This window comes from Mesorhizobium sp. ESP7-2, from assembly GCF_020164715.1.
Lineage (GTDB): Bacteria > Pseudomonadota > Alphaproteobacteria > Rhizobiales > Rhizobiaceae > Mesorhizobium.
Window position 1 is genome coordinate 41,621 of sequence record NZ_JAIUGQ010000007.1, and the last position, 26,149, is coordinate 67,769.

Here is a 26,149-nt window from a genome sequence, read left to right on the forward strand (position 1 = left end):
CGTTCGGGAACGTCATGCGCGTATCGAAGCCCATAGCAGAGAGACCTGTCATGAGTTTCTCCATCAAAAAAATCTCGCGCCGTACGCTCGTGCAAGCGCTGATCGCCCTGCCTGCCCTGTCCTTGTTCCGCGAGCTGCCTGACGCCGACGTCACCCATGCCGGTTCATCCCGGGTCGACCCTGACGAGATCGTCGAGGTCAATGGCTGGATCCTGAAGCAGAGCGACCTGGCATGATCTTCGACAGCTACGAGGCGTATCGCGCCGCCAACTTTGCGCCAAAGGTCTGCATCCTCGGTTCCGGTCCGGCCGGCACCACGATCGCCAGAAAACTTGGCGCGGCCGGCATCCCGGTAGTGGTGCTGGAAGCCGGTTCGCGGGAATTCAGCGACGGCTCGCAGGACTTTTACCGCGGCACCACCGTCGGTGACTTCTATTTCGATCTCGACATCACCCGGCTGCGGTTCATGGGCGGCAGCTCCAATCACTGGGCCGGTTGGTGCCGCGTGCTCGACAAACTGGATTTCGAGCCGAAGGCCTGGGCGCCCGATACCGGCTGGCCGATCCGTCGCGCCGACATCGAACCCTATCTTGCCGAAGTGCGCGACATCCTCGACCTTCCCGATTTTCGGCCTGATGTGCCGATCTCGGACGACATTCGCTGGGTGCAGCTGATCAAGAGCCCGGCGGTGCGTTTTGCGGAAAAATTCGCCGACGAACTCGACAAGAGCAAAAACATCGCCGTCGTGCTCAACACCTACGCCACCGAGCTTGCCGGCGACGGCAGACGGGTGACCGGCGCCAAATTGTGGTCCAACGGACAGGACGCCGGCCTGTTCAACGCCGACTATTTCATCGTCTGTACCGGCGGGCTGGAGAATTCGCGGCTGCTGCTGTGGTCGAACCAGCGCTCCAACGGCGGCGTCGTGCCGAACGCGACGGCGCTTGGCCGCTACTGGATGGAGCATCCGACCTTCGAGGGCGGCAATGCCATCCTGGCCGACTATGGCGCGTTCGAAGTCGATGCGGTCAAGGAGGCCTTCTTCTCGCCGATGCCTGCCGCGATGGAACGGCTCGAGATCATGAATTTCGGCATCAGGCTGATCGAGACGCCCTATCCGGGCGTCAAGAGCCTCATCGCCGACCTTGCCTGTACCGCGCCGCACATGGCGGAATGGGTATCGGGCAAGCTCGACCAGAATCTGCGTTGCGCCGCTCAGCTTTATGTCGCCTGGGAACAGGCGCCGCTGGCTTCGAACCAGATCGAGCTGTCGAAGACCGAGGTCGACCATGCCGGCGTGCCGCGCATTGAGTTGCACTGGAAGAAATCGGAACTGGAACGTCGCACGCTTCTCGAAGGCCTGAAACTGTTCGGCACGACGTTGGCCCAGAAAAACCTGGGCCGGGTGCGCAATGCGGACTGGATCTCTAACGGCGAGGATTATCCGACCAACGAAGAGACGGCGGGCAATCATCACATGGGCGGCACGCGCATGGGCACGGACGTCACCAGGAGCGTGGTGGACGCCAATTGCAAGGTGCATGGCATGGACAATCTCTATGTCGGCGGCTCCTCCGTGTTCTGCACGTCGGGACAAGCCAACCCGACGACGACGATCACCGCGCTTGCCTGCCGGCTTGGCGACCATCTGAGCAAGGTGGTAACGGCCTGAGCGACCTCCATGAAGTCCCAGGGCCGGCGCCAAAAATGGCGCCGGCAGAAGCTCAAAGACCATAGACGGCGATGCGCACCAGCACGGCGGCGGCGGCCAGCGACACCAGCAGGATGCCGAGGCCAATCGGAGAGCCCCAGCCATGCCATTCCATGCTTGGAGGCGATGACCTACGCCTAGCGTTCCGACCGGCCGAAGCGCCGTTCGAGATAGGCCTGGCCGAATTCCAGCGCGATCGACAGGATCCAGTAGATCATCGAGGCGGTGATCAGCATCTCGATGTGGCGGAACTCCGTCTGGCCCATCGTGCGGGCGAGATACATGATTTCCCAGACGCCGACGACCGATACCAGCGAGGAATCCTTCAGCATGGCGATGAATTGGTTGCCGGTCGGCGGAATGATGACGCGCATGGCCTGTGGCAGGATGACCAGCGCCATGGTCTGGCCGGGGCTCAGGCCGAGCGCCGTGGCGCCTTCGCTTTGACCGCGCGGGATGCTTTCGATGCCGGCGCGGAAGATCTCGGTCATGTAGGCGCCGTAACACAGCGACAGCGCCACGATGCCCGCCGGCACCGCGCCGATCACGTAGCCGACCTGGGGCAGGCCGAGATAGATGATGTAGATCTGCATCAGCAACGGCAGGCCGCGAAACAGCGAGGTGTAGAAGGTGGCGAGCCCGTAAACGATGCCATTTCCGGTCAGTTTGGCGATGGCGCCGACCAGCGCGATCAAGGTCGCGATCAGGATCGAGATCGCCGAAATGTAGAGCGTCGTGGTGACGCCCTGGGTGATCAGGAAACCGACCTTCCTGGCGATGAAGGCAAGGGAGAGGTCGAAGGAATAGAAGAACAGCATCAGCAGCGCGAACAGCTCAATCCAGACGGCGACGATCTGCTGCCGCCGGGGCAGGAGCAGCAGCAGCTTGCCATTCGCCAGCACCAAGAGCGCGATCAATACGGCGGAGAGGGCGCGCGACAAGGCGGGGTTGGCCTGCAACCAGTCGGATGCAAGCGGCATCAAAGAGCCGATCCAGCTCGATTTGATGCCCATGGCGTAGAGGGCCGCAGCCAGCAGTGCCGGAAAAAGCGCGCCCGCGGCGCGGCGGGTAAGCCCTGGATGGGAGAGCATCAGCCTGCCGATCATGCCGTCACCTTGTCCTTGGCGCGGCGTTCTCGCCACCAGTCCTGAGCCTGCAATTTCCAGTAGGTGAGTTGCGCGGTGGCCAGGCCGGCGGCGCCGCCAGCCCAGCTCAATCCGAAGGGCGCGAACTGCCGGTAGCGGTCCGAGGCGCCCAGAATGCCCTCGGCGACAATTTTTCCGGCAATCGCCGTGGTGTTGAGGCCATGGCCGCCGAAAGCGGTGCAGTACCAGACGCCCGGCTGCATCTCCCCGATCTGGGGCATCAGATGCCGGGCATAGGACATCAGCCCCGACCAGGCCAGTTCGGTCTTGAGGCCGGCAAGCTGCGGGTAGGTGCCGACCATCTCGCGGCGCAATTCGTGTGCCAGCGCGTCGGCGGAAGCGGCGCGCGTCGTGATGCGCCCGCCCCACAGGAGACGGTTGCCATTCTCGACCAGGCGATAATAGTCACCGGCCCGCCTGTTGTCGCCGACGGCATCCGTGGTGGCCACCGCTTGCGCGATGAGGCGGGGAGCCGCCTCGGAAACCATGACATAGGTCGCGATGGGCAAAAAGGCGCGGTAGAGCTGGCCGAATACCGGCCCGGTGTAGCCGCCGGTGGCGAGCACGATCCGGGACGCCCGAAGCGTGCCCTGTCTGGTGCGAAGCATCTTTTGCGGCCCCGAGAGGTCGCATTCTACGACCTCGGAGCTTTCATGAATCTCGCCGCCAAGCCGCTCGATCTCGTCGGCCAGGCAACGCAGATAGTTGAGCGGATGGATGTGAAAGGCGTTCGGGTCGCGCAGGCCCTGGTGGTAGCGGACGGACTTCAGCACCGACCGGACGTCCTCCCTGTCGAGATACTGAAGTTCATAGCCATGGTCGCGGGCCATCTGTTCGGCATAGGCCTTCAGCGCGTCGCCGTCGTCGTAGCGCAAGACGCTGAGCAGGCCGGCACGCGGCATGGCGGCCGATATTCCGAGCGCCTCGATCGTGTCGCGCACGAATTCCACGCCTTCGATCGATAGCCGATGCAGGTCGCGCGCTGCCTTCCCGCCGACACGTGCGGCGATATTGTCGCCGGCGGTGGCGAAGCCGGGCGTGACGAAACCGCCATTGCGGCCCGAAGCGCCGAAACCGACGAGCTGGGCTTCCAGCACGGCGACATGCAGTCCGGCGCGCGCCAGCTGCAGCGCTGTCGTCAGCCCGGCCAGTCCGGCGCCGACGACGGCCACGTCACATTGCACCTCGCCTTTGAGCGGAGGCCGCGTCTTCCGGTCGGTCAGGGTGCGGGCGTAATAGGTGTCCGGATAGGCCATCGATGACTTTGCGGTGAGGAGCATGCATTTGGTGGGGTGAAGTCCGCCGGCTGCCGAGGGACAGCCGGCGGAATGACTTTACTTGGCGCTGTAGTCCTTGCCGTACCACTTCGTGGTCAGCGCCGCGAGCGTGCCATCCGTCTTCATCTCGGTGATGATGCCGGCGACCTTTGCGGTCCACTCGGGATCCTTCTTTTCGGCGATGACGACGAGCGGCTCGCGGAAGGCGTACTCGCCTTCCAGGATCTTCACGGGATAGCCGTTCTTGATGGCGTTCTGCGCCGTCTGCTCCGGCGCGATCACGGCATTCAGGCGCACGCCGTCGCCAAGCCGCAGGTCATCGAAGGGAAGCATGGAATCCGCGTAGGTGCGGATCTCGCCCGGCTCCAGCTTGTATTCGATGGGAGCCAGGCCGGGCGCGTCGATTTCGAGCTTGCGGCGGATGAAATCCTCCGAGGTGGTGGCCGTCTCGACGCCGATGATCTTGCCGTTGAGATCGGCGATCGACTTCGCGCCGCTGTCCTTGTGCAGGACGTAGACATAGGGGCTGTAATAATAGATGCCGACAAAGTCGATCACCTTGGAGCGGGCCTTGGTCGGCGTGACCGATCCGACGCCGAGATCGTAGCGTCCCTGCCAGCGTCCGCCGGTCAACGTTGCCCAGTCGGGCGTTTCGAACGAGACATCGACACCAAGCCGCTTGCCGATCCCGCGCGAGACATCGATGTCGAAACCGGCAAGTTCGTTGCTGTCATTGAGAAAGCTCTGTGGCGGCCAGGCCGCGTTGGTGGCGATGACCATCGCCTTTTTCGACGTGACGCGGTCCAGGGTTTCCCCGGCCATGGCCGCCGTCGTGATCGCGAATGTCGCGGCGGCAAGAACGGCTAAATCGAGCAGCTTTTTCAAAGTTATCCCTCCCTTGTGGTTGAAACTGATAGGATGCGTAACGTCGGACCTCAGCGCTTTCAGCCACAGCTTCAACGCGGATCGGTTTCGGTTTGTGCCGACCACAGCCGAAGCTCGTTCCCCCTGGTGGACCGGCGTTTATTACCCCAGACAGTCAGGTCGCAAAAAGAAGGGTTCTACCCGGCGAAATGCGGGATAATGGCGATCGCGCAGTCATTGCGTGCCTTGAGACGGCAAAGTGCCGGATATGTGCGCCTGGTTCCGTCCGCGCCGGCCAGTGGCCAGTCTTCCGGATTGTCGCGGGGGCGGTTCAGCCGATAGGATCGCGCGGCGGTTACAGCGCGGATCGAGCGAGAGGATTTTTTTGTGGAATTGACCGACAAGGATCGTCAGCTGCTTGCGCTGATGCAGAAGAATGCGCGTGAGCCGGTCGCGTCACTGGCGCGTCAGCTCGGCGTATCGCGGACAGCGCTGCAGGAGCGGATCCAGAAGCTGGAGTCCGGCGGTATTATCGAAGGCTATACCGTGCGGCTGACCAAGGAGGTCGCCCAGAATGCCGTCCACTGTTTCACGCTCGCCGCCCTCAACAACAAGAGCTATCCGGACGTCTCCAGAAAGATCAAGGCGATGCCTTCGATCCAGGCGGTCTACGCCATAACAGGCGAGTGGGACCTCATCATCCACCTTGCCGCCGAGACGCTCGAGAAGCTGAACCGGGAGGTGAATGCGGTGAATGAAATCAGCGGCGTCGTCAAAACCGCTTCCCATGTGGTGATGGAGACGAAGTTCAACCGAACCATCTACGCATTGTAGGAGGTGGCGGGATGTCCCGGCGGCGCGGTATTATGGCGCAAACGACACGGGATCGGCGAACGGGCTAGGCCACATACTGGCGGGGTGCCGGTATGAAGAGGTTGATGAGTGCGGCGCTGCTAGTCGGCGTATTCCAATTCGGGATCGTCCCAAGCGCGGAAGCGACGGGTAGCGGGATTATATCGGCGTCGGAACACCGTGTTCCGGCGGACTTGATTATCGTCAACGTAGACAATCCGGCCAACGAAAAACGGCAATCCTCTTGGGTCGGACGATTTCTGTATCCGATCGTCGTCGGTCATCACGTCATGAAATGGAAAGCCCATTGTAATCGACTCGCCGGCGGCGAGAGGGATGGAAGGAACGTCTGGAAATGGGTCGATGCGCGGCTCTCTTCGGGGGCGTGGGACATCGAGAAATGTCGGGGTGTAAGCAAATTCCCCGAAGACATCACAGTCAATGACGGTGCCGCGCGACTCGCCAACATTCGCGAGAGTGAAGCTTATAGTGAACATGCTGGGGCCGTAAGTCGTCGGTTCGTGGACCTCTCGCACGACGATCCTGGGGCGATGCGAGGCGACAAATTCCTCTCGCGCGAGGCGGACACTTTGCCGGGTCTCAACCCAAAGTAGGATAGTGGAAACGCCAAGGATGCCCGTGAAAATGGTCAGCATGCCAGTATAGAGCGCCAACGGGTCGCTTATCGTCCGCTGCCAAAGGGTTTCGCCACCTTCATTTTCTCGGTCTTGGGCTGCGTCTTCGGCGGCGGCTTGTTGCTGAGTTGGTGGATGGGGTAGCTGAAATGACTCACGCCACCACGGATCAGCTAGAGCGGCGCCAGACAGCGCCACGAAAAATCCTGTCGCGATTAGGCGCCTTAGCATCCCTTCAGCCCCCCGTGTTCTATCGGCGGATCGTCATCGCTTTATGTATCGTATGTGTATTTTGGCAAATTCAGATGCGCGAACTGCTCGCCTTGGGGAACATGGCTAATGACCTTGGGTGGCATAAAGAATGCCGCGAAACCGTGCTTCCGCTCTTGACCAAGGTGATCGAGGTAACTGACAAACCCGTACACGTAAAGCCAAGTGGTGAAGACGACGTCGGGCGTATCGATGTTCCTATATTGCCCAAAATCGTAGAAAACCATCTCCGGAAAATCGAACTCCTCGCCGGGGGCGAGAGTTTTGCCGGGCTGTACGAAAGCCGGGCTGATGTAGTCTGGCTCTTCCGGCAAGGTGCCGACCATTTTCCGATCGAAGGAGCCTCCCAAGATAATAGCTGTCGAACGACCGTAGTTCTTGAATCTTGCCGTTATGACCGGCGTTTTGGTTGGATCGTCAGCATCACCCATAAATCGAGAAAACGTGAGTTTGCACAAACGGACCCTTGGTCGTTCGGCGGCGATCATTGCATTTACGGTGTCGCGGGCCGCTTCGGCGGAGATCTTGGCAGCGTTGGCAGCCTTTCTGGCTATCCGAAGTTGCTTGTCACCAGCCAAACCCAAATCTCGGGTAGATTTCCAGAGAGTGCCAGTGAAGGCCGCGATGACAATCGTGGCCAACGCGGTGATAAGGCCGTCGTTGTCGTCGACCGTTCTTTTGATCTGGACCAGGTAATACGCCGCAAGGTTATAGGGAGCGCATTGTTCCTCGCCGCTCTTTGTCTGCTCGCATATTATTTCCTGAGACCCGGAGGTCCAGGCAGCGACTAGTAGAACGATCAAAAACAAGAAAGGCGCCGCGATTAGTCGCGCCACAGTTAGTTTGTGCATCCCCAAGCCGCCCCTGAAAGCCTAGATGTCTTCCAGTGTTACGCCCTCACGACCAATTGCGGCAAGTGATGCGAGGAAGAAATGCGCAGACATGGTTGCGCGGGCAAGCTTGTTGGCAATGCTGGCCTTTGTTTCATCGAACCCGTGTTCTTTGAGCCGTTCCGCCAGGTCGTCATATGTCAGATCGGCCCGCTTTAGCTGAAGCCTGGTTCCAGCATGTGAAGCACCGCCTCGACATGCTTCATGTCTTCGATGAGCTTCAAGGCTTGCAGCTTATTATCCTTGATCCTGCCGCCGATTTCAGCGTGAAAGCGAAGCAAGGCGTACAGGGCGGGTTTGTGATCCATGGCCAAAAGATAGGCTCAGGCCGGATTCATTTCTTATGGCGTTTGCGCCATAATACCGCGGCGGCGGAGGAGAACGCCCCGCCGCCGGGGCCGCCATGTAGGCGAATTAGACCGTCGCCGGATCGAGCGCTGGCTCGCCCTTGCGGCGCGCGACAATCGCCTCGAAATCCGCGGTCTGGAAGGCATCGCGCAAGGCGTCGAAGGACGGCAGCACGAAATAGGCGCGCTGGAATTTGTCGATCTCGTAACCGGTACGCATCACCGTCTCAAGGTCGAAAGGCACATGGTGGGCGTCCTTGCTCTCGACCGCGAACTGCAATTCGGTAAAGGACGACATCAGGCCGGCGCCGAACGCCTTCAGCGGCTGGCCGGGCTCCTGCATCAGGCCGTATTCGGCCGTGTACCAATAGAGCCGCGTGATCATCTCGTCGCCGCCGAGTGCGATGATGTCGCCGGCCTTCTTGCCATACATCTGCATGAAGTCGGCGAACACCGGCTGCGACAGCACCGGCACATGGCCGAAGAAATCGTGGAACATGTCCGGCTCGACGATGTAGTCGAGTTCCTGCCTTGTCCGCAGCCAGTTGGTGACCGGGAAGCGGCGGTTGGCGAGGTGATCGAAGAAGGGGGCGGCCGGAATGAGGCCGGGCACGGCGACGATTTCCCAGCCGGTGAGCTTGCGCAGCTTGGCGCTGACGTCAGCGAAATCGGGGATGCGATCGAGAAGGCCGAGCTTCTCGACGCCGTCGAGATAGGAGTGGTGGGCGAGCTTGCGCGTCAGCTTCGTCTGGCGGTCGCACAGCGTGCGCCACACCGCCTGCTCCTCGGCGCTGTAATCATAGCCCTGTGCCACAGTGAAATCGGCGCGACACACCGAATAGTCGCCGCGCAACCCTTGCGCCGCGCAGTCGCGGGCATATTCGGCAACGCTCATCGTCGTCATGGTCTTTCTCCTCGCAGATCATCGATGGTTGATGCACCGCAATGCTAACCCGACCCGCAGAGGCAATTCGGTTTTGATGATGGCCCGCTCGCCATATTCGGGATAACATTCACTCACAATCCGCAAAGGACGAGTTAAAATGCCTCAATTCGACGATTTCGAGATCAGGATGCTCGATGTCCTGCAACGCGACGGACGCAAGCCCGTCTCCGAACTGGCGCAGGAGATCGGCCTCTCGACCACGCCCTGCGCGCGGCGCTTCGAGGCACTGCAGGAAGCCGGCATCATCAAGGGCTTTGCCGCCATGATCAGCCGCCGCGCCATCGGCCTGATGGTCGAGGTGTTCATCCAGGTGCGCCTCGTCAGCCACAGCGACGGCTCGCCCGAAAGCTTCATCGCCGCCGTCCAGCGCATGGACGAGGTGTCGTCGTGCTGGACGATGACCGGCGACCACGATTTCCTGCTGCATGTCATGGTGCCATCTGTCGACGAGCTCAACGCCTTCGTCATGCATCGGCTGATGCGGCTCGACGGCGTGCGCGACGTCCACACGCAACTGGTGTTGCAGAACATCAAGGGCCCGGGCCACGTGCCGCTCGCGCATCTCAGGCGATGATGGTGGCCGGCCTTCCCGTTTTTGCGGAAAAGCTGCACGCAAACTGCTGAAACGGGCCAATCGGGCGGCACTATCGCCGGCCAGCATGCGCGGACCAACTCCCAGGAGGTCCGCCATGAACATCGTCCTGATCAATCCGCCGCACACCGCCATCGGCAGCCGCGTGCCCGACGATCATTTGCCGCCGCTCGGTCTTCTGGCGATCGGCGGCCCGCTGCTCGACGCCGGCCACGAGGTGCGGCTCGTCGATGCCGAATTCGGGCCGATGCCGCTCGCCTCGGTCATCGCGGAAGCCCTGAAGGACTGCCCCGACTTCGTCCTGATCGGCCATTCGGGATCGACCTCGGCGCATCCGACCGCCCTGTTGATCGCCGGGATGATCAAGGCGCGCGAGCCGGCGACGATCATCCTCTACGGCGGCGTTTTCCCGACCTATCATTGGCGCGACATCCTCGCCGAAACCAGCGTTTTCGACGTCATCGTTCGCGGCGAGGGCGAGGCCACCGTGGTGGCGCTGGTCGAGGCGGTGGAAATGCGCCAGTCGCCGGCAAGCGTTGCCGGCATCGCCTATCGCGACGATCTCGATCGTCCCTTCGCCACGCAAGCGGCGATGACCATCGCCGACCTCGACGCCTACCGCGTCGGCTGGGAGTTGATCGACCACCGCAGGTACAGTTACTGGGGCGGCAAGCGCGCCGTGGTCATGCAGTTTTCGCGCGGCTGCCCGCATCTGTGCAATTATTGCGGTCAGCGCGGCTTCTGGACCCGCTGGCGCCATCGCGATCCCAAGAAATTCGCGCAGGAGATCGCCTGGCTGCACCGCGAGCACGGCGTCGAGCTGATAAACCTCGCCGACGAAAACCCGACCGTTTCGAAGAAGGCGTGGCGCGCTTTCCTGAATGCGATGATCGCCGAGAATGTGCCGGTGCTGATCGTCGGCTCGACACGCGCCGACGACATCGTGCGCGACGCCGACATGCTGCACCTCTACCGCAAGGCCGGCGTCATCCGCTGGCTGCTCGGCATGGAAAACACCGACGAGCAGACGCTCGCATTGATCCGCAAGGGCGGCAGCACCTCGTCTGACCGCGAGGCGATAAGGCTGCTGCGAAAGCACGGTATCCTGTCGATGGCGACCTGGGTGGCCGGTTTCGAGGACGAACGGTTTCGCGATCTCTGGCGCGGCTTCCGCCAGCTCCTCGCCTATGACCCCGACCAGATCCAGGCGCTCTATGTGACGCCGCATCGCTGGACGCCGTTTTTCCGCATCGCGCGCGACCGCAAGGTTATCCAAACGGACGCCCGCCTGTGGGACTACAAGCACCAGGTGCTGCACATGACGCGGCTGAAGCCGTGGATGCTGTTCTTCTCGGTCAAGCTGATCGAACTGGCGGTGCAGTCGCGGCCGAAGGCGCTGGCGCGCATCCTGTTCCACCCCGACCCCGAGCAGCGGCATTCGATGCGCTGGTACACCAAAATGGGCCGCCGCGTCTGGTTCCGCGAGGTCTGGGGATTCCTGGTGACCGACCGCCGGATGACAGGCGGCCCGACGCTCGCCGAATTCTGGGGCGCACCGCAGGACGCCGAGGAGAAATCGATGGTCTTTCAGCGTCCGGCGAAGAGACCTGTAACGGTGCCTGCCGCCGTGCAACATGCGGTGCCCGAGCAGCGCGCACTTCGCATCTCGCCACCGCCGGCCTGACCCGTCTCGCCCTGGCCGCCAGCGGTCAACGCGCTAATTTCCGGCCATCGGACGATGGTGACTGGCAGGAGGAAGCGATGAACCTTGTCACGCATAAGAAGATGAAGGGCGGCCGGCTCATGCCTTGGGGCAAAGGCACTGTCGTGACCGGAGCCAAGGGATATGTCTTTCTTGCCGGCAATACAGGCACAGCCGAGAATTATGACCCGTCGAGCGGCAAGGGTGGCGCCGTTGGCGACGCGGCGACGCAATGGCGCTCCATATTGGCGAACATCAAATCGGATCTGGAAGAACTCGGCAGTTCGCTCGAATATCTCGTCAAGATAACCCAGTATGTCAAAGGGCCGTTTCCAGACGGCGGCGTGCTGAGCTCGCCCAACTTCCGGCTGGACGTCATGGACGAATTCTTCGCCGAGCACTGCCCGAAGCACTGCAGCTACAACAATCCGCCGCCATCGGAAGTGATCGGGGTTGCCGCGCTTGCGCATCCCGATCTCGTCATCGAGATCGTGGCCGTCGCCGCTCTGCCGGACTGACGATGCCAGGCGCCGAAACGCAAGATATCAGGGCACGATCAGTGTGCCGGCGCCGTGTTCGGTGAAGAGTTCGAGCAGCACCGAATGCGGCGTCTTGCCGTTGAGGATGACGACGCCTTCGACGCCGCGCTCGATCGCCTCGATGCAGGTCTCGACCTTGGGGATCATGCCGCCCGACACCGTGCCGTCCTTGATCAGCGCCCTGGCCTCGGCGACCGTCAGCTCGTCGATCAGCTTCTTGTCCTTGTCGAGCACGCCCGGCACGTCGGTGAGGAACAGAAGGCGCGAGGCCTTGCAGGCGCCGGCGATGGCCCCGGCGAAAGTGTCGGCGTTGATGTTGTAGGTGTGACCGTCGCGGCCGGGCGCCACCGGCGCCAGCACCGGGATCATTTCGGAGCGCGCCAGAAGATCGAGCAACGTGCGGTCGACCTCGACCGGTTCGCCGACGAAGCCGAGATCGAGCACGCGCTCGATGTTGGAATCCGGGTCGATCATGGTCTTGCGCGCCTTTTCGGCGAACACCATGTTGCCGTCCTTGCCGCACAGGCCGATCGCCCATTCGCCCTCGGCATTGATCAGCGCGACGATCTCCTTGTTGATCGACCCGGCCAGCACCATCTCGACGATCTCGACGGTCTTCTGGTCGGTGACGCGCAGGCCGCCCTCGAACTTGGATTCGATCCCCATCTTGTTCAGCATGGCGCCGATCTGCGGGCCGCCGCCATGGACGACGATCGGGTTGACGCCGGATTGCTTCAGCAGTGCGATGTCGCGTGCGAAGGCCTTGCCGAGCTCGATATCGCCCATGGCGTGGCCGCCATATTTCACCACGACGGTTCTATTCTCGTAGCGCTGCATGTAGGGCAGCGCACGCGACAAGAGGGCAGCCTGCATTTCGGCGGTGGCGGTGATGTCCGTCATCGGGCGTTCCTGGATATCTATAGGGACGGCGGCGTCTTAGCGGGAATTGACGCGAGCCGCAAATGGCATTGCTGTCATATTCGAGCGGTTCACGGTGTCGTCATTGTGACGGCACCATCAGCGGCGCCCGCCGCGCAAGCCAGCCCGAGATTTTCTCCATCTGCGCGGCGAGCGACAGAAGCGTTTCCTCGTCGCCCGGGCGGCCGGCGGCCTGGATGCCGAGCGGCAGGCCGGCGTCCGTGACATGGACGGGGAGCGCAATCGACGGCTGTCCGCTGACATTCTGGATCGCGGGCCAATGCGTGAACCAAAGGCTCTTGTCCATCAACTGGCTGAACACTGGTTTGATCTTGAGCAAGGAGGTGAGGTGAAGCTTGTCGAGCAGGTTCTCGACGAGTTCATCGGCGCCTTTGGGATCCATGGCGCCGCAGGCAAGCGGCGGGTGCGCGATGATCGGCATCAGCACCGCATCATAGCGCGCGGTCTCCGTGATCAGTTGCCGCGAGGCGGCGTGCAGCCGCTGCAGGCCGGCATAGGTCTCGCCGGCCGAGACCATTTCGCCCAACCGGCCGAGCACCCGCGTGGCTCGCTCGACGTCGCCCGTCACGGAACGGCCGACGCGCAGCGCTTCGGCCCGCAGCGAGCCGGCGACGGCGGACGCGACCGTCGTGCAGAAATCGGCGAAGAAATCCCGGCCGATGAAGGGCAGCTCGATGTCCTCGACCGAATGGCCGCCTTCACGGGCGAGCGCCACGGCAATGTCGAGCGCCTTCAGCGTCTCGGTCGAAATCGGCAGGCCAAGCGGCGACTTGCGGTACACCGCCAGCCTGAGCTTGCCGGGATCGCGCGCCGCAGCGGCGGCGAACGTGCCCTTCGGCGGCAGCGCGGCATAAGGCGCCAGCGTATCGGGACCATGGGTGAGGTCGAGCAGCAGCGCGCAGTCGCGCACCGAGCGGGTGACGGCGTGATCGACGACCATGCCGTACCAGCTTTCGCTCACCAGCGGCGACAGCGGTACGCGGCCACGCGAGGTCTTGAGGCCGACAAGTCCGCTGCAGGCCGACGGCACGCGGATCGAACCGCCGCCATCCGAGGCATGCGCCACCGGCACGACGCCGGCGGCGACCAGCGCTGCCGAACCGCCTGACGAGCCACCGGTGGTGTGGCCGGTGTTCCAGGGATTGCGGGTGATGCCGAAGGCCTTGGATTCGGTCATCAGCCGCAACCCATGCTCGGGCGACGTCGAGGTGACGATCGGGATCAGTCCGGCGGCGAGGTAGCGCTCGGTCATCACCGAATTGAAATCGGGCACCCAGGCCGGAATGCGGCTGCCGCCATGCGACGGCACGTCCTTGACGGCGATGCCGAGATCCTTGATGGCAAAGGGCACGCCGGCCAGCGGCAACGAACGGTCGATGCCCTTTGCCCGGGTCCGTGCGGCCTCATAGAGCGGCTCTGCCGTGGCGTTGATTTCGGGGCGGGTGGCCTCGGCCCTGGCGATCGCCGCCTCGGTCAGTTCGATAGCCGACAGTTCACCCCTGCGCATCAGACCGGCTAGACAGGTTGCGTCTTCTTCCCAAAGGATCCGTTCGACCGACATGCACGCTCCCCCCGTTGCCGCCAAGCTAGCCAGCGGCAATTCCCTTGGCAATCGAAGCCTGCGCCCGATGTCGAACAGTCCAGCGGCGTCATCCACGTCATCGACAAGGTTCTGCTCCCGAAGATGTGATCGGGCGAAAGATGTAACGAGGCGCTTCCCACGGACGAACCCGCTGCAAGAGCTCTCCGTCGATAGCGTCGTCTCGCTCCCGTGATCCGCAATCGACACGCGTGCTCCGCGCCGCCCACGGTCAACCGTGGAACGGCGCGGAGTGTCGTTTGGGGCAACCGTCACCGGCTTTTGACTTTCGGGCGGCGGCATAGTTTGGCAAAACAGACGACAGGAGGAACTGGTCATGAACCGTCGCGACTTTCTTTTGAGTGGTGCCGCCGCTATCGGCGTCGTCGGGGCCGCGGCAGCGATGCTGCGCATGGGCAGCCCGCAGGCCGCGCAAGCCGCCGAGAAATTCGAGATCACCAAGACCGACGACGAGTGGAAAGCCATCCTGTCGCCGGCCGCCTTCAACGTGCTGCGCAAGGAGGGCACCGAGTATCCCGGCACCAGCCCGCTGCTCAACGAACACCGCAAGGGCATTTTCGCCTGCGCCGGCTGCGACCTGCCGGTCTATCCCTCTGAGACGAAATTCGATTCCGGCACCGGCTGGCCGAGCTTCTGGCAGGAGATAGCCAACGGCATCGGCAAGACCGAGGACCGCTCGCTGGGCATGACCCGCACCGAGGTGCATTGCCGCCGCTGCGGCGGTCATCTCGGTCATGTCTTCGACGACGGTCCGGCGCCGACCGGCTTGCGCCACTGCATCAACGGCGTGGCACTGACCTTCAAGCCCGCGACCGCCTGAGGATACAAAGAGCAACAAAAACTCCGGGCTTTGCGGCCCGGAGTTTTTGCGTGGTCGGAGCTTTCGGGCATGGACTGGAGGAGCTTCCCGAAACCGCTGCCACGGTGCTCATTTTTTGCCTTCACGCAATTCCAGAACCGCTTCACACTTTTCCTGGAATTGCTTCAGTGGCCGCCGCCTCCGCCACCACCGGGCGCGGCCGGCTTCTTGATCAGCATGGTGAAGAACCCCAGCGTCCCGAACAGGACGGTCAGCAGGTAGAACACATCCATGAACGACAGCAGCGCCGCCTGCTGGTGGACCATGCCCGACAGCTTGGAGATTGCGGCACTCGTGGCGTCCAGGCCGGTGGTCTGCTCGAAATTGAGCGTCATGTTCTGCAGCTTGGTCTGCGCGGCGGCACTGCCCCACTGCACGTGCTCGGAGAGCCGGGCATAATGGAAGGCATTGCGGTCGATCAGCACGGTGTTGATGAGGGCAAGGCCGACGGCGCCGCCAAGGTTGCGGGTCAGGTTGAACAGTCCGGATGCATTCTTCAACCGGTCCGGCGGCAAGGTGCCGAGCGCGATGTTGTTGATCGGCACCATGCACAGCATCATCGAACAGCCGCGCAGGATCTGCGGGATGAGCAGCTCGTAGAAATCCCAGTCGGCGGTCAGATGCGTCATCCACCAGGTGCCGGTGGCGAAGCCGAACAGGCCGATCATCATCATCAGCCGCAAATCCATCTTGCTCGACAGGATGCCGGAGATGGGCGCGGTGACGAACATGGCCAGGCCGCTGACGAACAGCGCTTCGCCGATCATCATCGAATCGTAGCCGCGGATGCGTCCGAGGAAGACCGGATAGAGATAGGTCAGGCCATAGAGGCCGATGCCTATGACGAAGGAAAACAGCGAGCCGAAGGCGAAATTTATGTTGCTGAACGCCTTGAGGTCGACGATCGGTTCCTCGGCCGTGAAGACACGCCAGAAGAAGATCACCGCGCCGATGGTCATGATGATGGCGCAGATGAACACGGCCTGATCCTGCAGCCAGTCATTGTTCGGACCCTCCTCGAGCACATACTCCATGCAGCCGAGGAAGGCGGCCATGCCGGCGAGGCCCCACCAGTCGAACTTCGAGAACAGCTTGAGATTGGGCTTGTCGAAATCGATCAGCGACCAGGCCGCGGTCGCCACCAGAATGCCGGGCACGACATTGACCAGGAACAGCCAGTGCCATGAAAAGGCGTGGCTGATATAGCCGCCGACGGTCGGGCCGATCGTTGGCGCAAGCGTCGCCACCAGGCCGATCATCGGCGAGACGATGGCGCGGCGTGACGGCGGGAAGATGGTGAAGGCCGCCGCGAAGACGCTCGGAATCATGCCGCCGCCGATGAAGCCCTGCACGGCGCGGTAGACGATCATCTGATCGATGTTGGTGGCGGTCGCGGCCAGCGCACTGGCCGCGGTGAAGCCTGCGGCCGCGACGGTGAACAGCACGCGCGTCGACAGCATCCGGCTGAGGAAGCCTGACAGCGGGATCATGACCACCTCGGCGATCAGATAGGCCGTCTGCACCCATGGGATCTCGTCGGAGCTGGCGCTGAGGCCGGCCTGGATCTCGGACAGTGAGGCCGAGACGATCTGGATGTCCAGGATCGCCATGAACATGCCGAACACCATCGCCAGGAAAGCGATGATGCGCCGGGTCGAAATGGTGTCGGGCGCGGCCGGTATCGCCGGCGGCGCTCCTGCGGTGATGGTTGCGGTTGCCATGTCCTGAGCCTCCTTGAGGCAGGCCGGGCGGCTTGGCGCTTCAATCAGCCACCAAGCCGCCCTCCGAAAAGCGCTTAGTTACTGGTCGTGGCGGGCGCGGTGCGGCTGTCGACGGCGACGACGACGCTCAAGCCGGCGCGCAGCTTGCCGGTCTTCAGCGCATCGGCCGGCACGTCGATGCGGACCGGCACGCGCTGCACCACCTTCGTGAAGTTGCCTGTGGCGTTTTCCGGCGGCAGCAGCGAGAATACCGCGCCCGACGCCGGCGCCAGCGAGGAGACCGTCCCCTGGATGGGGTGGCCGTCGATGGCGTCGACCGAGATGTTGACCTTTTCGCCGGGCACGAGCCGCGCAAGCTGCGTCTCCTTGAAATTGGCGACGATGTAGAGCTTGTCCATCGGCACGACCACGGCGAGCTTCTGGCCGGGGCTGACCAGATCGCCCTGTTCGACGGAGCGGTTGCCGACGACGCCGTCATACGGCGCCTTGAGCACGGTGAAGGAGAGATCGCGCGCGGCCTTGTCGTGGCCGAGCTGCAGCGATGCCAGCGTGCTGGCGGATTCCGCGCGCTGCGCCTCGAGCACGCCGATATTGGCCTGCGCGGCGGCAATCTGCGCGTCGGCGCCGACGAGCGCGGCATTGGCCTGGTCGAGCGCGGTCTGGGCGTCGTCCAGCTGTGCCTGCGTGCCGACATGAGTCTTGACCAGTTGCGCGGCGCGCTGCTGGGCACGGCCGGCATTGGCGGCGGCGGCCTGGTCGGCGACCTTCTGCGCCTGTGCCTGCTGCAGCGAAGCCTGCGCGGCCTTGGTCTGCGCGTCGATGCGGTCGAGTGTCTTGGCCAGCGTGGCGATCTGCGCCTCGGCCTGGGCAACGGCGATCTTGTAGTCGCCGGCATCGATCGTCAGCAGCGGATCGCCGGCCTTGACCTGCTGGTTCTCTCCGACCAGGACCTGATCGACATAGCCGGAAATTTTTGGCGAGACGAACGCCATATCGGCCTGGACATAGGCGTCATCAGTCGAGATCATGAATCGGCCCGTGGTCCAGTAGTCATAGCCGTACCAGGCGCCGCCGCTCAAAAGGGCAAGGCCGATGATCGGCAGCAGGAAGGAGCGCGCCGAGCGCTTCTTCTTGGCCGGAGCTTCGGCCTCAGGTGGCGGCGCGACGGCCGGCTGGACATGCACATCGGGCGCTTCCGTCGCCGGGGCAACCTTGGCGTTGGGGAAAGGACGGACTTCGGCGGTGGCGGGCGTGTTCGAGGACATGACATCTCGCTAAAGTTATAATACTGAACCGTTCGGTTCGATCTGGCCGTTGACATAGCGTGTAAAGAGGACCATATCAAGGGGAAATCGAACCGGTTGGTTCGAATTATTTTCGAGGTGTGACTTTAATGGTTGAGCCTGTGAGCAACGCCGAAACCGACCCCTGCGAAGACCTGCTGGACGGTCTGCGCCGTGGCCGCCCGGCGGCCGGACAGGATCCGGTCAAGCGCAGCCAGATCATCGACGGCGCCCGTCGTGTCTTCATCGAAAAAGGCTTCGAGGCCGCCTCGATGAACGACATCACGCGCGAGGCCGGCGTGTCGAAAGGCACCATCTATGTCTACTTCGCCAACAAGGAAGAGCTGTTCGAGGCGCTGATCGAGGAAGAGCGCGGCACCATCTTCAAGAACATGTACGACATGCTCGACCGCGCCGACGACCTGCGCCAGACGCTGGTCAAGTTCGGCAAGGTGCTGTCCATGAAGATCACCTCGGCCAAGGTCATCCAGGCGCAGCGCACGGTTATCGGCGCCTCCGACAGGATACCGGACATGGGCGCGCGCTTTTACGAACGCGGTCCCAAGCGCGGCCATGACAAGGTCGCGACGTTCCTCAATGCCGCCATCGAGCGCGGCCTGCTCGAGATCGACGACGTCGACCTCGCCGCCTATCAGTTCACCGAACTATGCCTGGCCGGCCTTTTCCGGCAGTGCATCTTCGCCTACCGCACCAAGGCCCCGACACAGGACGAGATCGACCACATCGTCAGGTCGGGCGTCGACATGTTCCTGAAAGCCTATGGCACCGAAAGGATGGCCGAGGAAGAAAGGGCCTCAAAACTCACCCTGACATGACGCTCCTAAACGGCCTCCAGTGGCCGATTTTTGCGGGGACCGGCTTGACCTCTAGGCGCTGAGCGTCAAGGTCTGGATAACCGGGCCGAACGAAGCATTCCGCGGGAATGTTTCTCGTTCGCGAGCGTAAAGGCAGATCGGGATGGGCGATCCGAAGCTCCAGAGTCAGATGCGACGCATCGTGGCGGACTTCAACGCCGGTCGCCACGAGCAGGCGCGGCTGCTTTGCGAGAAGGCTCTTCGCCAGGCGGCGGACGACCCTGCCCTCAACCACCTCATGGCTGCCGTTCTTTTCGCCAAGGGAGAGATATCGCGAGCCCGCACCCATATTCAGGCAAGTCTGGCGATCCGAGCTGACAACGCATCCGCTCAATTGCTCGCCGGCCGCCTGGCGCGGGCGGCACGGGATTTTGACCAAGCGCTGTTCCATCTCTCACGAGCGGCGGAATTGGCGCCTGATGCCACTGTGCTCATCGAGCAGGCGCGAACGCTCGACGAGGCAGGCGACCGGACCCAGGCACTCGAGGCATGGCGACAGGTGACACTTGCCGATCCCCTGTCGGCGGAAGCGGCGGCGCGTCTGGGCCGCATGCTGTTCGAGGACGGAATGCCTGCCGATGCGGCACCTTTACTGGAGCGGGCCGTAAAGGGAAACGCGCCTGCATCGGCATGGTTCGATCTCGCTCTTATCAGGCAGGATCTGCATGATCATGTGGGGGCGGCGGCCGCCTATCGCAAAGCATTGGAGATACGTCCCGACGACGCCGAGGCGGCGGTCAATCTGGGGGTAACGCTTCAGGAAACGGGCGATATGGACGCCGCGATCGAGACCTATCGAACGGCCTACGAGCAGCGCGCCACGACCTTCGGCATCATCGCGATGGCCCTGACGTCAGCGCCGCACGGCAAGCTTTGGATCGATCGCGAAACGTTGAAGGGCTTGCTTGGAGGTTAGAGCAATTCCAGGAAAAGCGCGTAGCGCTTTCCCTAGGGAATTGCGTGAAAACAAAGAGTTAGAGCGGTTCAGCAATTCCAACAAACACTGAGCCGCTCTAGCGGACGCGCTTTACGCGAAACCGCTTCCGGTAGACGCCGGGTTCGGCAAGAACATCGGCGACGGTTTTTTCATAGGAGGCCTTGCGCACGGCATCGAAGCTTTCGAAGACGAGCTCGGGCGCGGCGCGCGGCACGGGAAAGCATTGCGCAACCGGTGTGCCCTTCGCCAGCACGCCGGAGAAACCCTGGTCGGTCCAAATCGCCGGGAAATTGATGCCGGCGTCCTGGAAGTGATCCGAATCGACGACACCGGTCACTAGGCGGAAGGGAAGATCATCGCGGTTGACCGGATGGGTGGCGAAGAGGGACCAGCCTTCCTCCAGCTCGATCGTCCAGAAACTGTTGAATTTTATGGCTGCCAGCCCGTTGGAGAACGGTGCGCCGGCGAGCTGTTCGGCGACATGGAAGCTGAGCGGCGAACGCGGGTGCCCCTTCGTTGACGGCTCGGCGATATCCCACCGCCATTCAAAGGCGCCGTTCTCGACGGTCACATCGCATGGCAGCAGGATCATGAAGCCATGTGTCATGGCGTCGACGAAGGGCGGACACTGTTTTGCCGTCCTGATCTCTCGCCCATGGATTTCCGAATAGGCTTTCGGAGGCATCTTGCGGAGCCAGTCGGGCAGGACACCCCGCGCCGGAACCGGCCGGGGCAGCGTTTCGGCAAGCGCGGGATCACAACGAAAAACGATACGCATCCGGTTGCCCTCGAACGGCACTGCGATGTTGACGGATTGCCAGGATGCGGTCAACGGATGCGCGTACGACGACTACGGCATGTCGCGGCGAATAGGATTCGCCCGACCTGCTGTAAGTTTCTGATTTTATGCATGTCGTTGTCACGGAACCGAGCACGCTTCCGGGCGACAAGCATTAGCCGCCATTGGCCGCAAGCACGATCGCGGCCTGCAATTCCTCGAGGCCTTCGCCCTTTTCCGATGACGTCGCCAGCACGAACGGAAACGCAGCCGGCCGCTTCTTGATCTTGGCCAGCGTCTCCTCGATCAGCCGCGGCACGCCGGCGGCCTTGATCTTGTCGGTCTTGGTCAGCACGACCTGGTAGGACACCGCCGCCTTGTCGAGCAGCGACAGCACCTCGTCGTCCTTCGCCTTGATGCCGTGGCGGGCATCGATCAGCACATAGACCCGCTTCAGCGTGACGCGGCCCTTGAGATAATCGAAGACCAGCTTGGTCCACTCGTCGACCTTCTCCTTTGGGGCGGTGGCGTAGCCGTAGCCCGGCATGTCGACCAGCGCCATCGGCGGCAGGTCGGCGCCCTCGCCCGAAAACCCGTCCGGCACGAAATAATTGAGCTCCTGCGTGCGCCCCGGCGTGTTGGAGGTGCGCGCCAGCCCCTTCTGGTTGACCAGGGCATTGATCAGCGACGACTTGCCGACATTGGAGCGGCCCGCAAAGGCGATCTCCGGCGGCCCTTCCGGCGGCAGGAATTTCATGGCCGGTACGCCGCGGATGAAGATCCACCCGCGCGTGAAAAGGTCGGTGCCGATCGCGGTGCTGTTGGGAACGTTCAAGCTGCTGCCTCCAGAAGAGAGATATCGGCGCCCCTGATGGCATCGAGATTGCGGCCGATCTTGTCCACCGGCCAGTCCCACCATGCCACCGCCAGCAGCCGCCGGATCGTCCTGTCGTCGAAACGCATCTTGACCACTTTCGCCGCGTTGCCGGCGACGATCGCATAGGGCGGCACGTCGTGCGTCACAACCGATTTGGCGGCGACGATGGCGCCATGGCCGATTTCCACGCCAGGCAGGATCACCGCCTCCATGCCGATCCAGACATCGCTGCCGACGACCGTGTCGCCGCGCACTTCCTTCGACCAGGTCGCCGGGTCAAAACCGTTTTCCCAGCCATGGCCGAAGATGTTGAACGGATAGGTCGAAAAGCCGGACATGGCGTGATTGGCGCCGTTCATGATGAAGCGCGCGCCTTCGGCGATGGCGCAGAACTTGCCGATGATGAGCTTGTCGCCGATGAAGGGATAGTGATGCAGCACGCATTTTTCGGCGAATTTGTCCGGCCCGTCAGGGTCGTCATAATAGGTGAAGTCGCCGATCTCGATGTTCGGCGCCGTGACCAAAGGCTTCAGGAAGCCGACGCGGGTGTGCATCGGGATCGGGTGCTTGATGCCGGGGTTGGGTCCGTCCATGTCGAAGTCCGTCCAGGAAGTGATAGCCACGCGGATCCGGGATCCGCGTGCCTGGTCAAAATAACGTGATCCGCCCTATAGCACCAATCGGCTGACGAGCGAGCCTTCCGTGGCGGACAAGCTCATTTGTTGCCGCGGCAGATCACGATCGGGTTGGACAGCGCGCTGTCGAAACCACTGCCTTGATAGACCTGAACGTTCGACGCTCCGGGCGGCAGCATGAAGGTGCCTTCGACGACCTTCTGATCGCCCGCCATCGTGTGGAGATCCCAGCTGAACGTACAGAATTGCGGCGGTGCCTTGGGTTCGACATGGCTGCAGTTGAGCTGCGCGCCGCCCAGCATGGCGGCGCCGCCACAGCTGACCGCATCCTTCGCAGCCGCGGCGGCGGGCCACCCAATGAGAGCCGTGACGGCCGCGATCCTGATCCAATCCATCGCCAAAATCCTTGCCGCATAATCTCGCCGCCTGGCGCGTTTTTCGCGCCGTGGCCCATGCGTTTTTTCGTCCTCGGGGCTTAATCGGTCTTGCGCGGGGCGTCCAGCAGGATTATGTGCATGATGATAATAAGCATGCTCACGAAAAGTTGTCAGTCGACCCCCGATCTCCTCCCATGCCCTCTTCGCCCAATATCAGCTTCGTGCTGCACGACGTCGCGCGCCTGCTTCGCAAGCGGTTCGAGCAGCGGTCGCGCGCATCGGGGCTGACCCGCGCCCAGTGGCAGGTGCTGGCGTACCTTTCGCTGCATGAAGGCATCCACCAGAACAAGCTCGCCGACCTCATCGAGATCGTGCCGATCACGCTCGCCCGGCTGCTCGACAAGATGGAAGCTCGCGGCTTCATCGTGCGCCGGCCCGATCCCGCCGATCGCAGGGCCTGGCTGCTTTACCTGACACCGCAGGCCCATCCGCTGCTCGGGATCATGCGCGGCAACGGTCAGAAAACACGAGACGAGGCCTTCGCCGGCCTTTCGCCTGAGACACAGCAGCATCTGCTGCAAACCCTAAGCTTGATCAAATCCAATCTGCTCGCGGCTTGCACCCAGCCAGCCGTCGACCGGGAGAAAGTACATGGCTGAATCAACATCCCCCAAGAAGCCTGCCGGAGACGAGACACCGGCAGGTCGGACCGACCAGATTATCCAGCTCGACAACGAGCGGGAGCAGAGGCGGACCAACGTCGTCATCGACAATGACGAGCTGGAAGCGCCGGTCGCCCTGGAGCCGGCGGCGCTCGAGGCTCCGGCCAAAGAGCCGCAGCCACGGCAGGCCGCTGCCGCCGTTGCTCCTCCTGTTCCGGCCAAACCGAAGCGCGGTCTGACACGGCCCGTCCTTTTTGCCCTGCTTCCCGTCGCGCTCGTCGTCGGCGGTTATTACTATGTCACGGGCGGCCAGCTGATGACGACCGACAATGCCTATATCCAGGCCCAGTCGCTTGGCGTCTCCACTGACGTCTCCGGCACGGTGCAGGAGATCGACGTGCATGAGAACCAGGCGGTGAAGAACGGCGACGTGCTGTTTCGCCTGCGGCCGGCCTCTTTCGAGACCGCTCTCGCCGCCGCCAAGGCCCAGCTCGGCACGGTACGCAACCAGGTGCTGACCCTGGAAGCGAGCTACCAGCAGTCGCTGGTGCAGATCGAGCAGGCGCAGGCCGACATCCCTTATTACGAGGCCGCCTTCCAGCGGCAGCAGGATCTGCTCAAGACCTCCACCGCCTCGAAGGCGTCTTTCGACAGCGCCCAGCACGACCTCGTCGCCGCCCGCCAGAAAGTGTCCGTCGCCAAGGCGCAGGCGCAGGCCACGCTCGCCCAGCTCGGCGGCGACGCCAACCAGCCGGTGGAGAAGAACCCCTTTTATCTGCAGGCCCAGTCGGGCGTCGACGATGCACAGCGCAACCTCGCCGATTCCGTGGTCAAGGCGCCGTTCGACGGCATCGTGACCAATGTCGACGCGCTGCAGGTCGGCAAGTACCTGCCGGCTTCGCAGCCGGCGTTCAGCCTGGTCTCGTCGACCGATCTGTGGATCGCGGCGGAACCGAAGGAAACCGAGCTGACCTATGTGCGGCCGGGACAGACGGCGACGATCAGCGTCGACACCTATCCGGGCGCCGTCTGGCACGGCACCGTCGCCTCGATCAGCCCGGCCTCGTCGTCGAGCTTCTCGCTGCTGCCGGCGCAGAACACCACCGGCAACTGGGTCAAGGTCGTGCAGCGCATCCCGATGCGCGTGACGATCGATGATATGAAGGGCAAGCCGCCGCTGCGCGGCGGCATGAGCGCGGTGGTCGACGTCGAGACGGGCCATGCACGCGGCCTGCCGGACTTCCTCACCAATCTCATCGGCCTGTTCGGACAAAAGTCATGACCGGCGCGTCCGCGACAGGTACCACGCCGGTGGTCGCCAATCGCGGCGCCATCACCGCCTGCGTGATCCTGGCCGTCATCATGCAGGCGCTGGACACGACCATCGCCAATGTCGCTCTGCCCTATATCCAGGGCAGCGTCTCGGCCAGCGCCGACCAGATCAACTGGGTCCTGACCTCCTACATCGTGGCGGCGGCCGTCATGACGCCGCCTTCGGGCTACCTTGCCAACCGCTTCGGCCGCAAGCGCATCCTCCTGACCTCGATCACCGGCTTCGTCGTCGCCTCGGTGCTGTGCGGTTTCGCGCAGTCGCTGCCTCAGATAGTCGGCTTCCGCCTGCTGCAGGGCCTGTTCGGCGCGGCGCTGGTGCCACTGTCGCAGAGCATCCTGCTCGATATCTACAGTGTGGAAGAGCGCGGCTCCGCCATGGCGCTGTTCGGCATTTCGGTGATGGTCGGGCCGGTTCTGGGACCGGTCATCGGCGGCTGGCTGACCGAAAATGTCAGCTGGCGCTGGGTGTTCTACATCAACGTGCCGATCGGCGCGCTGGCCTTCGCCGGCGTGTCGCTGTACGTCCTGGAAACCAAGCTGGACTTCAAGGCAAGGCTGGATTGGCTGGGTTTCGGCATGCTCAGCATCACGATCGCGGCCCTGCAGATGTTTCTCGATCGCGGCGAGCAGCTCAACTGGTTCTCGTCATCCGAGATCATCGTCGAGGCGGTGATCTGCGCATCGGCCTTCTACATCTTCCTTGTCCACACCTTCACCGCCCGCGACACCTTCGTCAATCCGAGGCTTTTCCTCGATCGGAATTTCGCCGTCGGCATGATCTTCATCTTCATTATCGGCATCACCTACTTGGCCTCGCTGGCGCTGATGACGCCCTATCTGCAGACGTTGATGGGCTACCCGGTGGTGACGGCCGGCATCGTCATGGGGCCGCGCGGGCTTGGCACGATGGCCTGCATGTTCCTGGTCGGCAGGCTGATCGGCAAGGTCGATACGCGCTGGCTGCTGCTCATCGGCCTGCTGATCACCGCCTGGGCGATGTACGACATGACCGGCTGGACGCCCGACGTTTCGCAATGGACCATCATCTCCACCGGCTTCATCCAGGGCGCGGGGCTCGGCTTCCTGTTCGTGCCGCTGACCACCATCACCTTCGCCACGCTGGCGCCGGAGCGGCGCGCGGAAGGCACCGGCCTCTACAATCTGTCGCGCAACATCGGCTCCAGCGTCGGCATATCGGTGGTCACCGCGCTTCTGACGCAGGATGTGCAGATCAACCACGCCAACATCGCCACCTATGTGACGCCCTTCAACCAGGCGTTCGGCGATACGGCGATCTTCCAGGCAATGAACCCCTACACCGCCGCCGGCCGCGCCGCGCTCGACGGTGTGGTGACGCTGCAGGCGACTGTTATCAGCTACATGGACGATTTCAAGCTGATGATGATCCTGTCGCTGGCCGCCATCCCGCTGGTGCTCCTGCTGCGTAAGCCGGGAACGCCGGCAAAGATCGACCACAGCGCGGTCATGGAGTGACGTCTTGGCG

General features: G+C 62.9%; 28 protein-coding genes. 12 read left to right on the forward strand and 16 right to left on the reverse strand.

Annotated elements, in window-relative coordinates:
- Positions 1 to 50: 50 nt before the first annotated feature.
- Both LB543_RS09340 and LB543_RS09345 read left to right on the forward strand, forming a co-directional pair.
- A complete protein-coding gene (locus LB543_RS09340) occupies positions 51 to 236 on the forward strand; it encodes a hypothetical protein (protein WP_224590980.1) in 186 nt (61 codons plus the stop codon).
- Positions 233 to 1,672 (forward strand): GMC oxidoreductase, encoded by a 1,440-nt coding sequence (locus LB543_RS09345; RefSeq protein ID WP_224613815.1) that lies wholly within the window; start codon positions 233 to 235, stop codon positions 1,670 to 1,672. The genes LB543_RS09340 and LB543_RS09345 overlap by 4 nt, the downstream gene beginning before the upstream one ends.
- Positions 1,673 to 1,848: 176 nt before the next feature.
- Here the strand turns inward: LB543_RS09345 and LB543_RS09350 are convergent, their stop codons facing one another.
- The 3 genes from LB543_RS09350 to LB543_RS09360 all read right to left on the reverse strand — a co-directional run bounded on the left by LB543_RS09350 (position 1,849) and on the right by LB543_RS09360 (position 4,955).
- Positions 1,849 to 2,817 (reverse strand): amino acid ABC transporter permease, encoded by a 969-nt coding sequence (locus LB543_RS09350; protein ID WP_224613816.1) that lies wholly within the window; start codon positions 2,815 to 2,817, stop codon positions 1,849 to 1,851.
- Entirely contained in the window at positions 2,814 to 4,112 is a 1,299-nt protein-coding gene (locus tag LB543_RS09355) for an NAD(P)/FAD-dependent oxidoreductase (RefSeq protein ID WP_224613817.1), read from the reverse strand. The genes LB543_RS09350 and LB543_RS09355 overlap by 4 nt, the downstream gene beginning before the upstream one ends.
- A 78-nt stretch (positions 4,113 to 4,190) precedes the next feature.
- Entirely contained in the window at positions 4,191 to 4,955 is a 765-nt protein-coding gene (locus LB543_RS09360; protein ID WP_224613963.1) for a transporter substrate-binding domain-containing protein, read from the reverse strand.
- A gap of 429 nt (positions 4,956 to 5,384) precedes the next feature.
- Between LB543_RS09360 and LB543_RS09365 the strand changes: the two genes are divergently transcribed.
- Positions 5,385 to 5,831, forward strand: coding sequence for an Lrp/AsnC family transcriptional regulator (locus LB543_RS09365; RefSeq protein ID WP_224613818.1), 447 nt, complete (start codon positions 5,385 to 5,387; stop codon positions 5,829 to 5,831).
- Between the two features lie 119 nt (positions 5,832 to 5,950).
- Here the strand turns inward: LB543_RS09365 and LB543_RS09370 are convergent, their stop codons facing one another.
- The 5 genes from LB543_RS09370 to phhA all read right to left on the reverse strand — a co-directional run bounded on the left by LB543_RS09370 (position 5,951) and on the right by phhA (position 8,895).
- Positions 5,951 to 6,682 (reverse strand): hypothetical protein, encoded by a 732-nt coding sequence (locus LB543_RS09370; protein ID WP_224613819.1) that lies wholly within the window; start codon positions 6,680 to 6,682, stop codon positions 5,951 to 5,953.
- 74 nt (positions 6,683 to 6,756) lie between these two features.
- On the reverse strand, positions 6,757 to 7,563 hold the full coding sequence (locus tag LB543_RS09375) for a hypothetical protein (protein WP_224613820.1): 807 nt from the start codon (positions 7,561 to 7,563) through the stop codon (positions 6,757 to 6,759).
- 63 nt (positions 7,564 to 7,626) lie between these two features.
- A complete protein-coding gene (locus LB543_RS09380) occupies positions 7,627 to 7,788 on the reverse strand; it encodes a DUF6471 domain-containing protein (RefSeq protein WP_224613964.1) in 162 nt (53 codons plus the stop codon).
- Positions 7,789 to 7,799: 11 nt separating this feature from the next.
- On the reverse strand, positions 7,800 to 7,958 hold the full coding sequence (locus tag LB543_RS09385; protein ID WP_224613821.1) for a hypothetical protein: 159 nt from the start codon (positions 7,956 to 7,958) through the stop codon (positions 7,800 to 7,802).
- 100 nt (positions 7,959 to 8,058) lie between these two features.
- Positions 8,059 to 8,895, reverse strand: a complete 837-nt coding sequence (gene phhA / locus LB543_RS09390; protein ID WP_140811056.1) for a phenylalanine 4-monooxygenase — start codon at positions 8,893 to 8,895, stop codon at positions 8,059 to 8,061.
- 139 nt (positions 8,896 to 9,034) lie between these two features.
- On the opposite strand from phhA, the gene LB543_RS09395 reads away from it, so the two are divergent.
- The 3 genes from LB543_RS09395 (at position 9,035) to LB543_RS09405 (ending at position 11,749) form a co-directional block, all read left to right on the forward strand.
- Positions 9,035 to 9,511, forward strand: a complete 477-nt coding sequence (locus LB543_RS09395; RefSeq protein WP_224613822.1) for an Lrp/AsnC family transcriptional regulator — start codon at positions 9,035 to 9,037, stop codon at positions 9,509 to 9,511.
- Positions 9,512 to 9,626: 115 nt separating this feature from the next.
- Positions 9,627 to 11,213, forward strand: a complete 1,587-nt coding sequence (bchE, locus tag LB543_RS09400; protein WP_224613823.1) for a magnesium-protoporphyrin IX monomethyl ester anaerobic oxidative cyclase — start codon at positions 9,627 to 9,629, stop codon at positions 11,211 to 11,213.
- 77 nt (positions 11,214 to 11,290) lie between these two features.
- Complete coding sequence (locus tag LB543_RS09405) at positions 11,291 to 11,749, forward strand: RidA family protein (RefSeq protein WP_224613824.1); 459 nt, start codon at positions 11,291 to 11,293, stop codon at positions 11,747 to 11,749.
- A gap of 27 nt (positions 11,750 to 11,776) precedes the next feature.
- On the opposite strand, the gene argB is transcribed toward LB543_RS09405, so the two are convergent.
- Together argB and LB543_RS09415 are read right to left on the reverse strand one after the other, a co-directional pair.
- Positions 11,777 to 12,670: an acetylglutamate kinase gene (gene argB, locus LB543_RS09410; protein ID WP_140757402.1), complete on the reverse strand. Its 894-nt coding sequence runs from the start codon at positions 12,668 to 12,670 to the stop codon at positions 11,777 to 11,779.
- A gap of 100 nt (positions 12,671 to 12,770) precedes the next feature.
- Positions 12,771 to 14,270, reverse strand: a complete 1,500-nt coding sequence (locus tag LB543_RS09415; protein WP_224613825.1) for an amidase — start codon at positions 14,268 to 14,270, stop codon at positions 12,771 to 12,773.
- A 355-nt stretch (positions 14,271 to 14,625) separates the two neighbouring features.
- Here LB543_RS09415 and msrB point away from each other — a divergent pair, with 355 nt between their 5' ends.
- Complete coding sequence (msrB, locus tag LB543_RS09420; RefSeq protein ID WP_224613826.1) at positions 14,626 to 15,129, forward strand: peptide-methionine (R)-S-oxide reductase MsrB; 504 nt, start codon at positions 14,626 to 14,628, stop codon at positions 15,127 to 15,129.
- Between the two features lie 164 nt (positions 15,130 to 15,293).
- On the opposite strand, the gene LB543_RS09425 is transcribed toward msrB, so the two are convergent.
- Positions 15,294 to 16,889, reverse strand: coding sequence for a DHA2 family efflux MFS transporter permease subunit (locus tag LB543_RS09425; protein ID WP_224613827.1), 1,596 nt, complete (start codon positions 16,887 to 16,889; stop codon positions 15,294 to 15,296).
- 74 nt (positions 16,890 to 16,963) lie between these two features.
- Entirely contained in the window at positions 16,964 to 18,154 is a 1,191-nt protein-coding gene (locus LB543_RS09430) for an HlyD family secretion protein (RefSeq protein WP_224590961.1), read from the reverse strand.
- 128 nt (positions 18,155 to 18,282) lie between these two features.
- On the opposite strand from LB543_RS09430, the gene LB543_RS09435 reads away from it, so the two are divergent.
- Both LB543_RS09435 and LB543_RS09440 read left to right on the forward strand, forming a co-directional pair.
- Positions 18,283 to 19,008 (forward strand): TetR/AcrR family transcriptional regulator, encoded by a 726-nt coding sequence (locus tag LB543_RS09435; protein ID WP_140811048.1) that lies wholly within the window; start codon positions 18,283 to 18,285, stop codon positions 19,006 to 19,008.
- Positions 19,009 to 19,150: 142 nt separating this feature from the next.
- On the forward strand, positions 19,151 to 19,963 hold the full coding sequence (locus tag LB543_RS09440; RefSeq protein ID WP_224613828.1) for a tetratricopeptide repeat protein: 813 nt from the start codon (positions 19,151 to 19,153) through the stop codon (positions 19,961 to 19,963).
- A 97-nt stretch (positions 19,964 to 20,060) separates the two neighbouring features.
- Here the strand turns inward: LB543_RS09440 and LB543_RS09445 are convergent, their stop codons facing one another.
- The 4 genes from LB543_RS09445 to LB543_RS09460 all read right to left on the reverse strand — a co-directional run bounded on the left by LB543_RS09445 (position 20,061) and on the right by LB543_RS09460 (position 22,669).
- Entirely contained in the window at positions 20,061 to 20,762 is a 702-nt protein-coding gene (locus LB543_RS09445; RefSeq protein WP_224613965.1) for a hypothetical protein, read from the reverse strand.
- Positions 20,763 to 20,937: 175 nt separating this feature from the next.
- The gene (gene yihA / locus LB543_RS09450; RefSeq protein WP_224613829.1) at positions 20,938 to 21,597 is read right to left on the reverse strand and encodes a ribosome biogenesis GTP-binding protein YihA/YsxC; all 660 of its coding nucleotides are present in this window, start codon (positions 21,595 to 21,597) and stop codon (positions 20,938 to 20,940) included.
- Positions 21,594 to 22,232 (reverse strand): CatB-related O-acetyltransferase, encoded by a 639-nt coding sequence (locus tag LB543_RS09455; RefSeq protein ID WP_224613966.1) that lies wholly within the window; start codon positions 22,230 to 22,232, stop codon positions 21,594 to 21,596. Before LB543_RS09455 ends, yihA begins: the two co-directional genes overlap by 4 nt.
- Positions 22,233 to 22,354: 122 nt before the next feature.
- Positions 22,355 to 22,669 (reverse strand): hypothetical protein, encoded by a 315-nt coding sequence (locus tag LB543_RS09460; RefSeq protein ID WP_140757426.1) that lies wholly within the window; start codon positions 22,667 to 22,669, stop codon positions 22,355 to 22,357.
- Between the two features lie 176 nt (positions 22,670 to 22,845).
- On the opposite strand from LB543_RS09460, the gene LB543_RS09465 reads away from it, so the two are divergent.
- From LB543_RS09465 to LB543_RS09475, 3 genes are read left to right on the forward strand one after another with little or no spacing between them, the layout of a single operon-like run.
- Complete coding sequence (locus LB543_RS09465) at positions 22,846 to 23,310, forward strand: MarR family winged helix-turn-helix transcriptional regulator (protein WP_140757411.1); 465 nt, start codon at positions 22,846 to 22,848, stop codon at positions 23,308 to 23,310.
- The gene (locus tag LB543_RS09470) at positions 23,303 to 24,595 is read left to right on the forward strand and encodes an HlyD family secretion protein (RefSeq protein ID WP_224613830.1); all 1,293 of its coding nucleotides are present in this window, start codon (positions 23,303 to 23,305) and stop codon (positions 24,593 to 24,595) included. Before LB543_RS09465 ends, LB543_RS09470 begins: the two co-directional genes overlap by 8 nt.
- Positions 24,592 to 26,139 (forward strand): DHA2 family efflux MFS transporter permease subunit, encoded by a 1,548-nt coding sequence (locus tag LB543_RS09475; RefSeq protein WP_224613831.1) that lies wholly within the window; start codon positions 24,592 to 24,594, stop codon positions 26,137 to 26,139. Before LB543_RS09470 ends, LB543_RS09475 begins: the two co-directional genes overlap by 4 nt.
- Positions 26,140 to 26,149 lie beyond the last annotated feature (10 nt).

Bases quoted from the DNA above. Each gene is read 5' to 3' on its own strand.
- LB543_RS09340 (WP_224590980.1), top strand. From the start codon at position 51: ATGAGTTTCTCCATCAAAAAAATCTCGCGCCGTACGCTCGTGCAAGCG.
- LB543_RS09345 (WP_224613815.1), top strand. From the start codon at position 233: ATGATCTTCGACAGCTACGAGGCGTATCGCGCCGCCAACTTTGCGCCA.
- LB543_RS09350 (WP_224613816.1), bottom strand. From the start codon at position 2,817: ATGATCGGCAGGCTGATGCTCTCCCATCCAGGGCTTACCCGCCGCGCC.
- LB543_RS09355 (WP_224613817.1), bottom strand. From the start codon at position 4,112: ATGGCCTATCCGGACACCTATTACGCCCGCACCCTGACCGACCGGAAG.
- LB543_RS09360 (WP_224613963.1), bottom strand. From the start codon at position 4,955: ATGGCCGGGGAAACCCTGGACCGCGTCACGTCGAAAAAGGCGATGGTC.
- phhA (WP_140811056.1), bottom strand. From the start codon at position 8,895: ATGACGACGATGAGCGTTGCCGAATATGCCCGCGACTGCGCGGCGCAA.
- LB543_RS09395 (WP_224613822.1), top strand. From the start codon at position 9,035: ATGCCTCAATTCGACGATTTCGAGATCAGGATGCTCGATGTCCTGCAA.
- bchE (WP_224613823.1), top strand. From the start codon at position 9,627: ATGAACATCGTCCTGATCAATCCGCCGCACACCGCCATCGGCAGCCGC.
- LB543_RS09405 (WP_224613824.1), top strand. From the start codon at position 11,291: ATGAACCTTGTCACGCATAAGAAGATGAAGGGCGGCCGGCTCATGCCT.
- argB (WP_140757402.1), bottom strand. From the start codon at position 12,670: ATGACGGACATCACCGCCACCGCCGAAATGCAGGCTGCCCTCTTGTCG.
- LB543_RS09415 (WP_224613825.1), bottom strand. From the start codon at position 14,270: ATGTCGGTCGAACGGATCCTTTGGGAAGAAGACGCAACCTGTCTAGCC.
- msrB (WP_224613826.1), top strand. From the start codon at position 14,626: ATGAACCGTCGCGACTTTCTTTTGAGTGGTGCCGCCGCTATCGGCGTC.
- LB543_RS09425 (WP_224613827.1), bottom strand. From the start codon at position 16,889: ATGGCAACCGCAACCATCACCGCAGGAGCGCCGCCGGCGATACCGGCC.
- LB543_RS09430 (WP_224590961.1), bottom strand. From the start codon at position 18,154: ATGTCCTCGAACACGCCCGCCACCGCCGAAGTCCGTCCTTTCCCCAAC.
- LB543_RS09435 (WP_140811048.1), top strand. From the start codon at position 18,283: ATGGTTGAGCCTGTGAGCAACGCCGAAACCGACCCCTGCGAAGACCTG.
- LB543_RS09440 (WP_224613828.1), top strand. From the start codon at position 19,151: ATGGGCGATCCGAAGCTCCAGAGTCAGATGCGACGCATCGTGGCGGAC.
- LB543_RS09445 (WP_224613965.1), bottom strand. From the start codon at position 20,762: ATGCGTATCGTTTTTCGTTGTGATCCCGCGCTTGCCGAAACGCTGCCC.
- LB543_RS09455 (WP_224613966.1), bottom strand. From the start codon at position 22,232: ATGGACGGACCCAACCCCGGCATCAAGCACCCGATCCCGATGCACACC.
- LB543_RS09460 (WP_140757426.1), bottom strand. From the start codon at position 22,669: ATGGATTGGATCAGGATCGCGGCCGTCACGGCTCTCATTGGGTGGCCC.
- LB543_RS09465 (WP_140757411.1), top strand. From the start codon at position 22,846: ATGCCCTCTTCGCCCAATATCAGCTTCGTGCTGCACGACGTCGCGCGC.
- LB543_RS09470 (WP_224613830.1), top strand. From the start codon at position 23,303: ATGGCTGAATCAACATCCCCCAAGAAGCCTGCCGGAGACGAGACACCG.
- LB543_RS09475 (WP_224613831.1), top strand. From the start codon at position 24,592: ATGACCGGCGCGTCCGCGACAGGTACCACGCCGGTGGTCGCCAATCGC.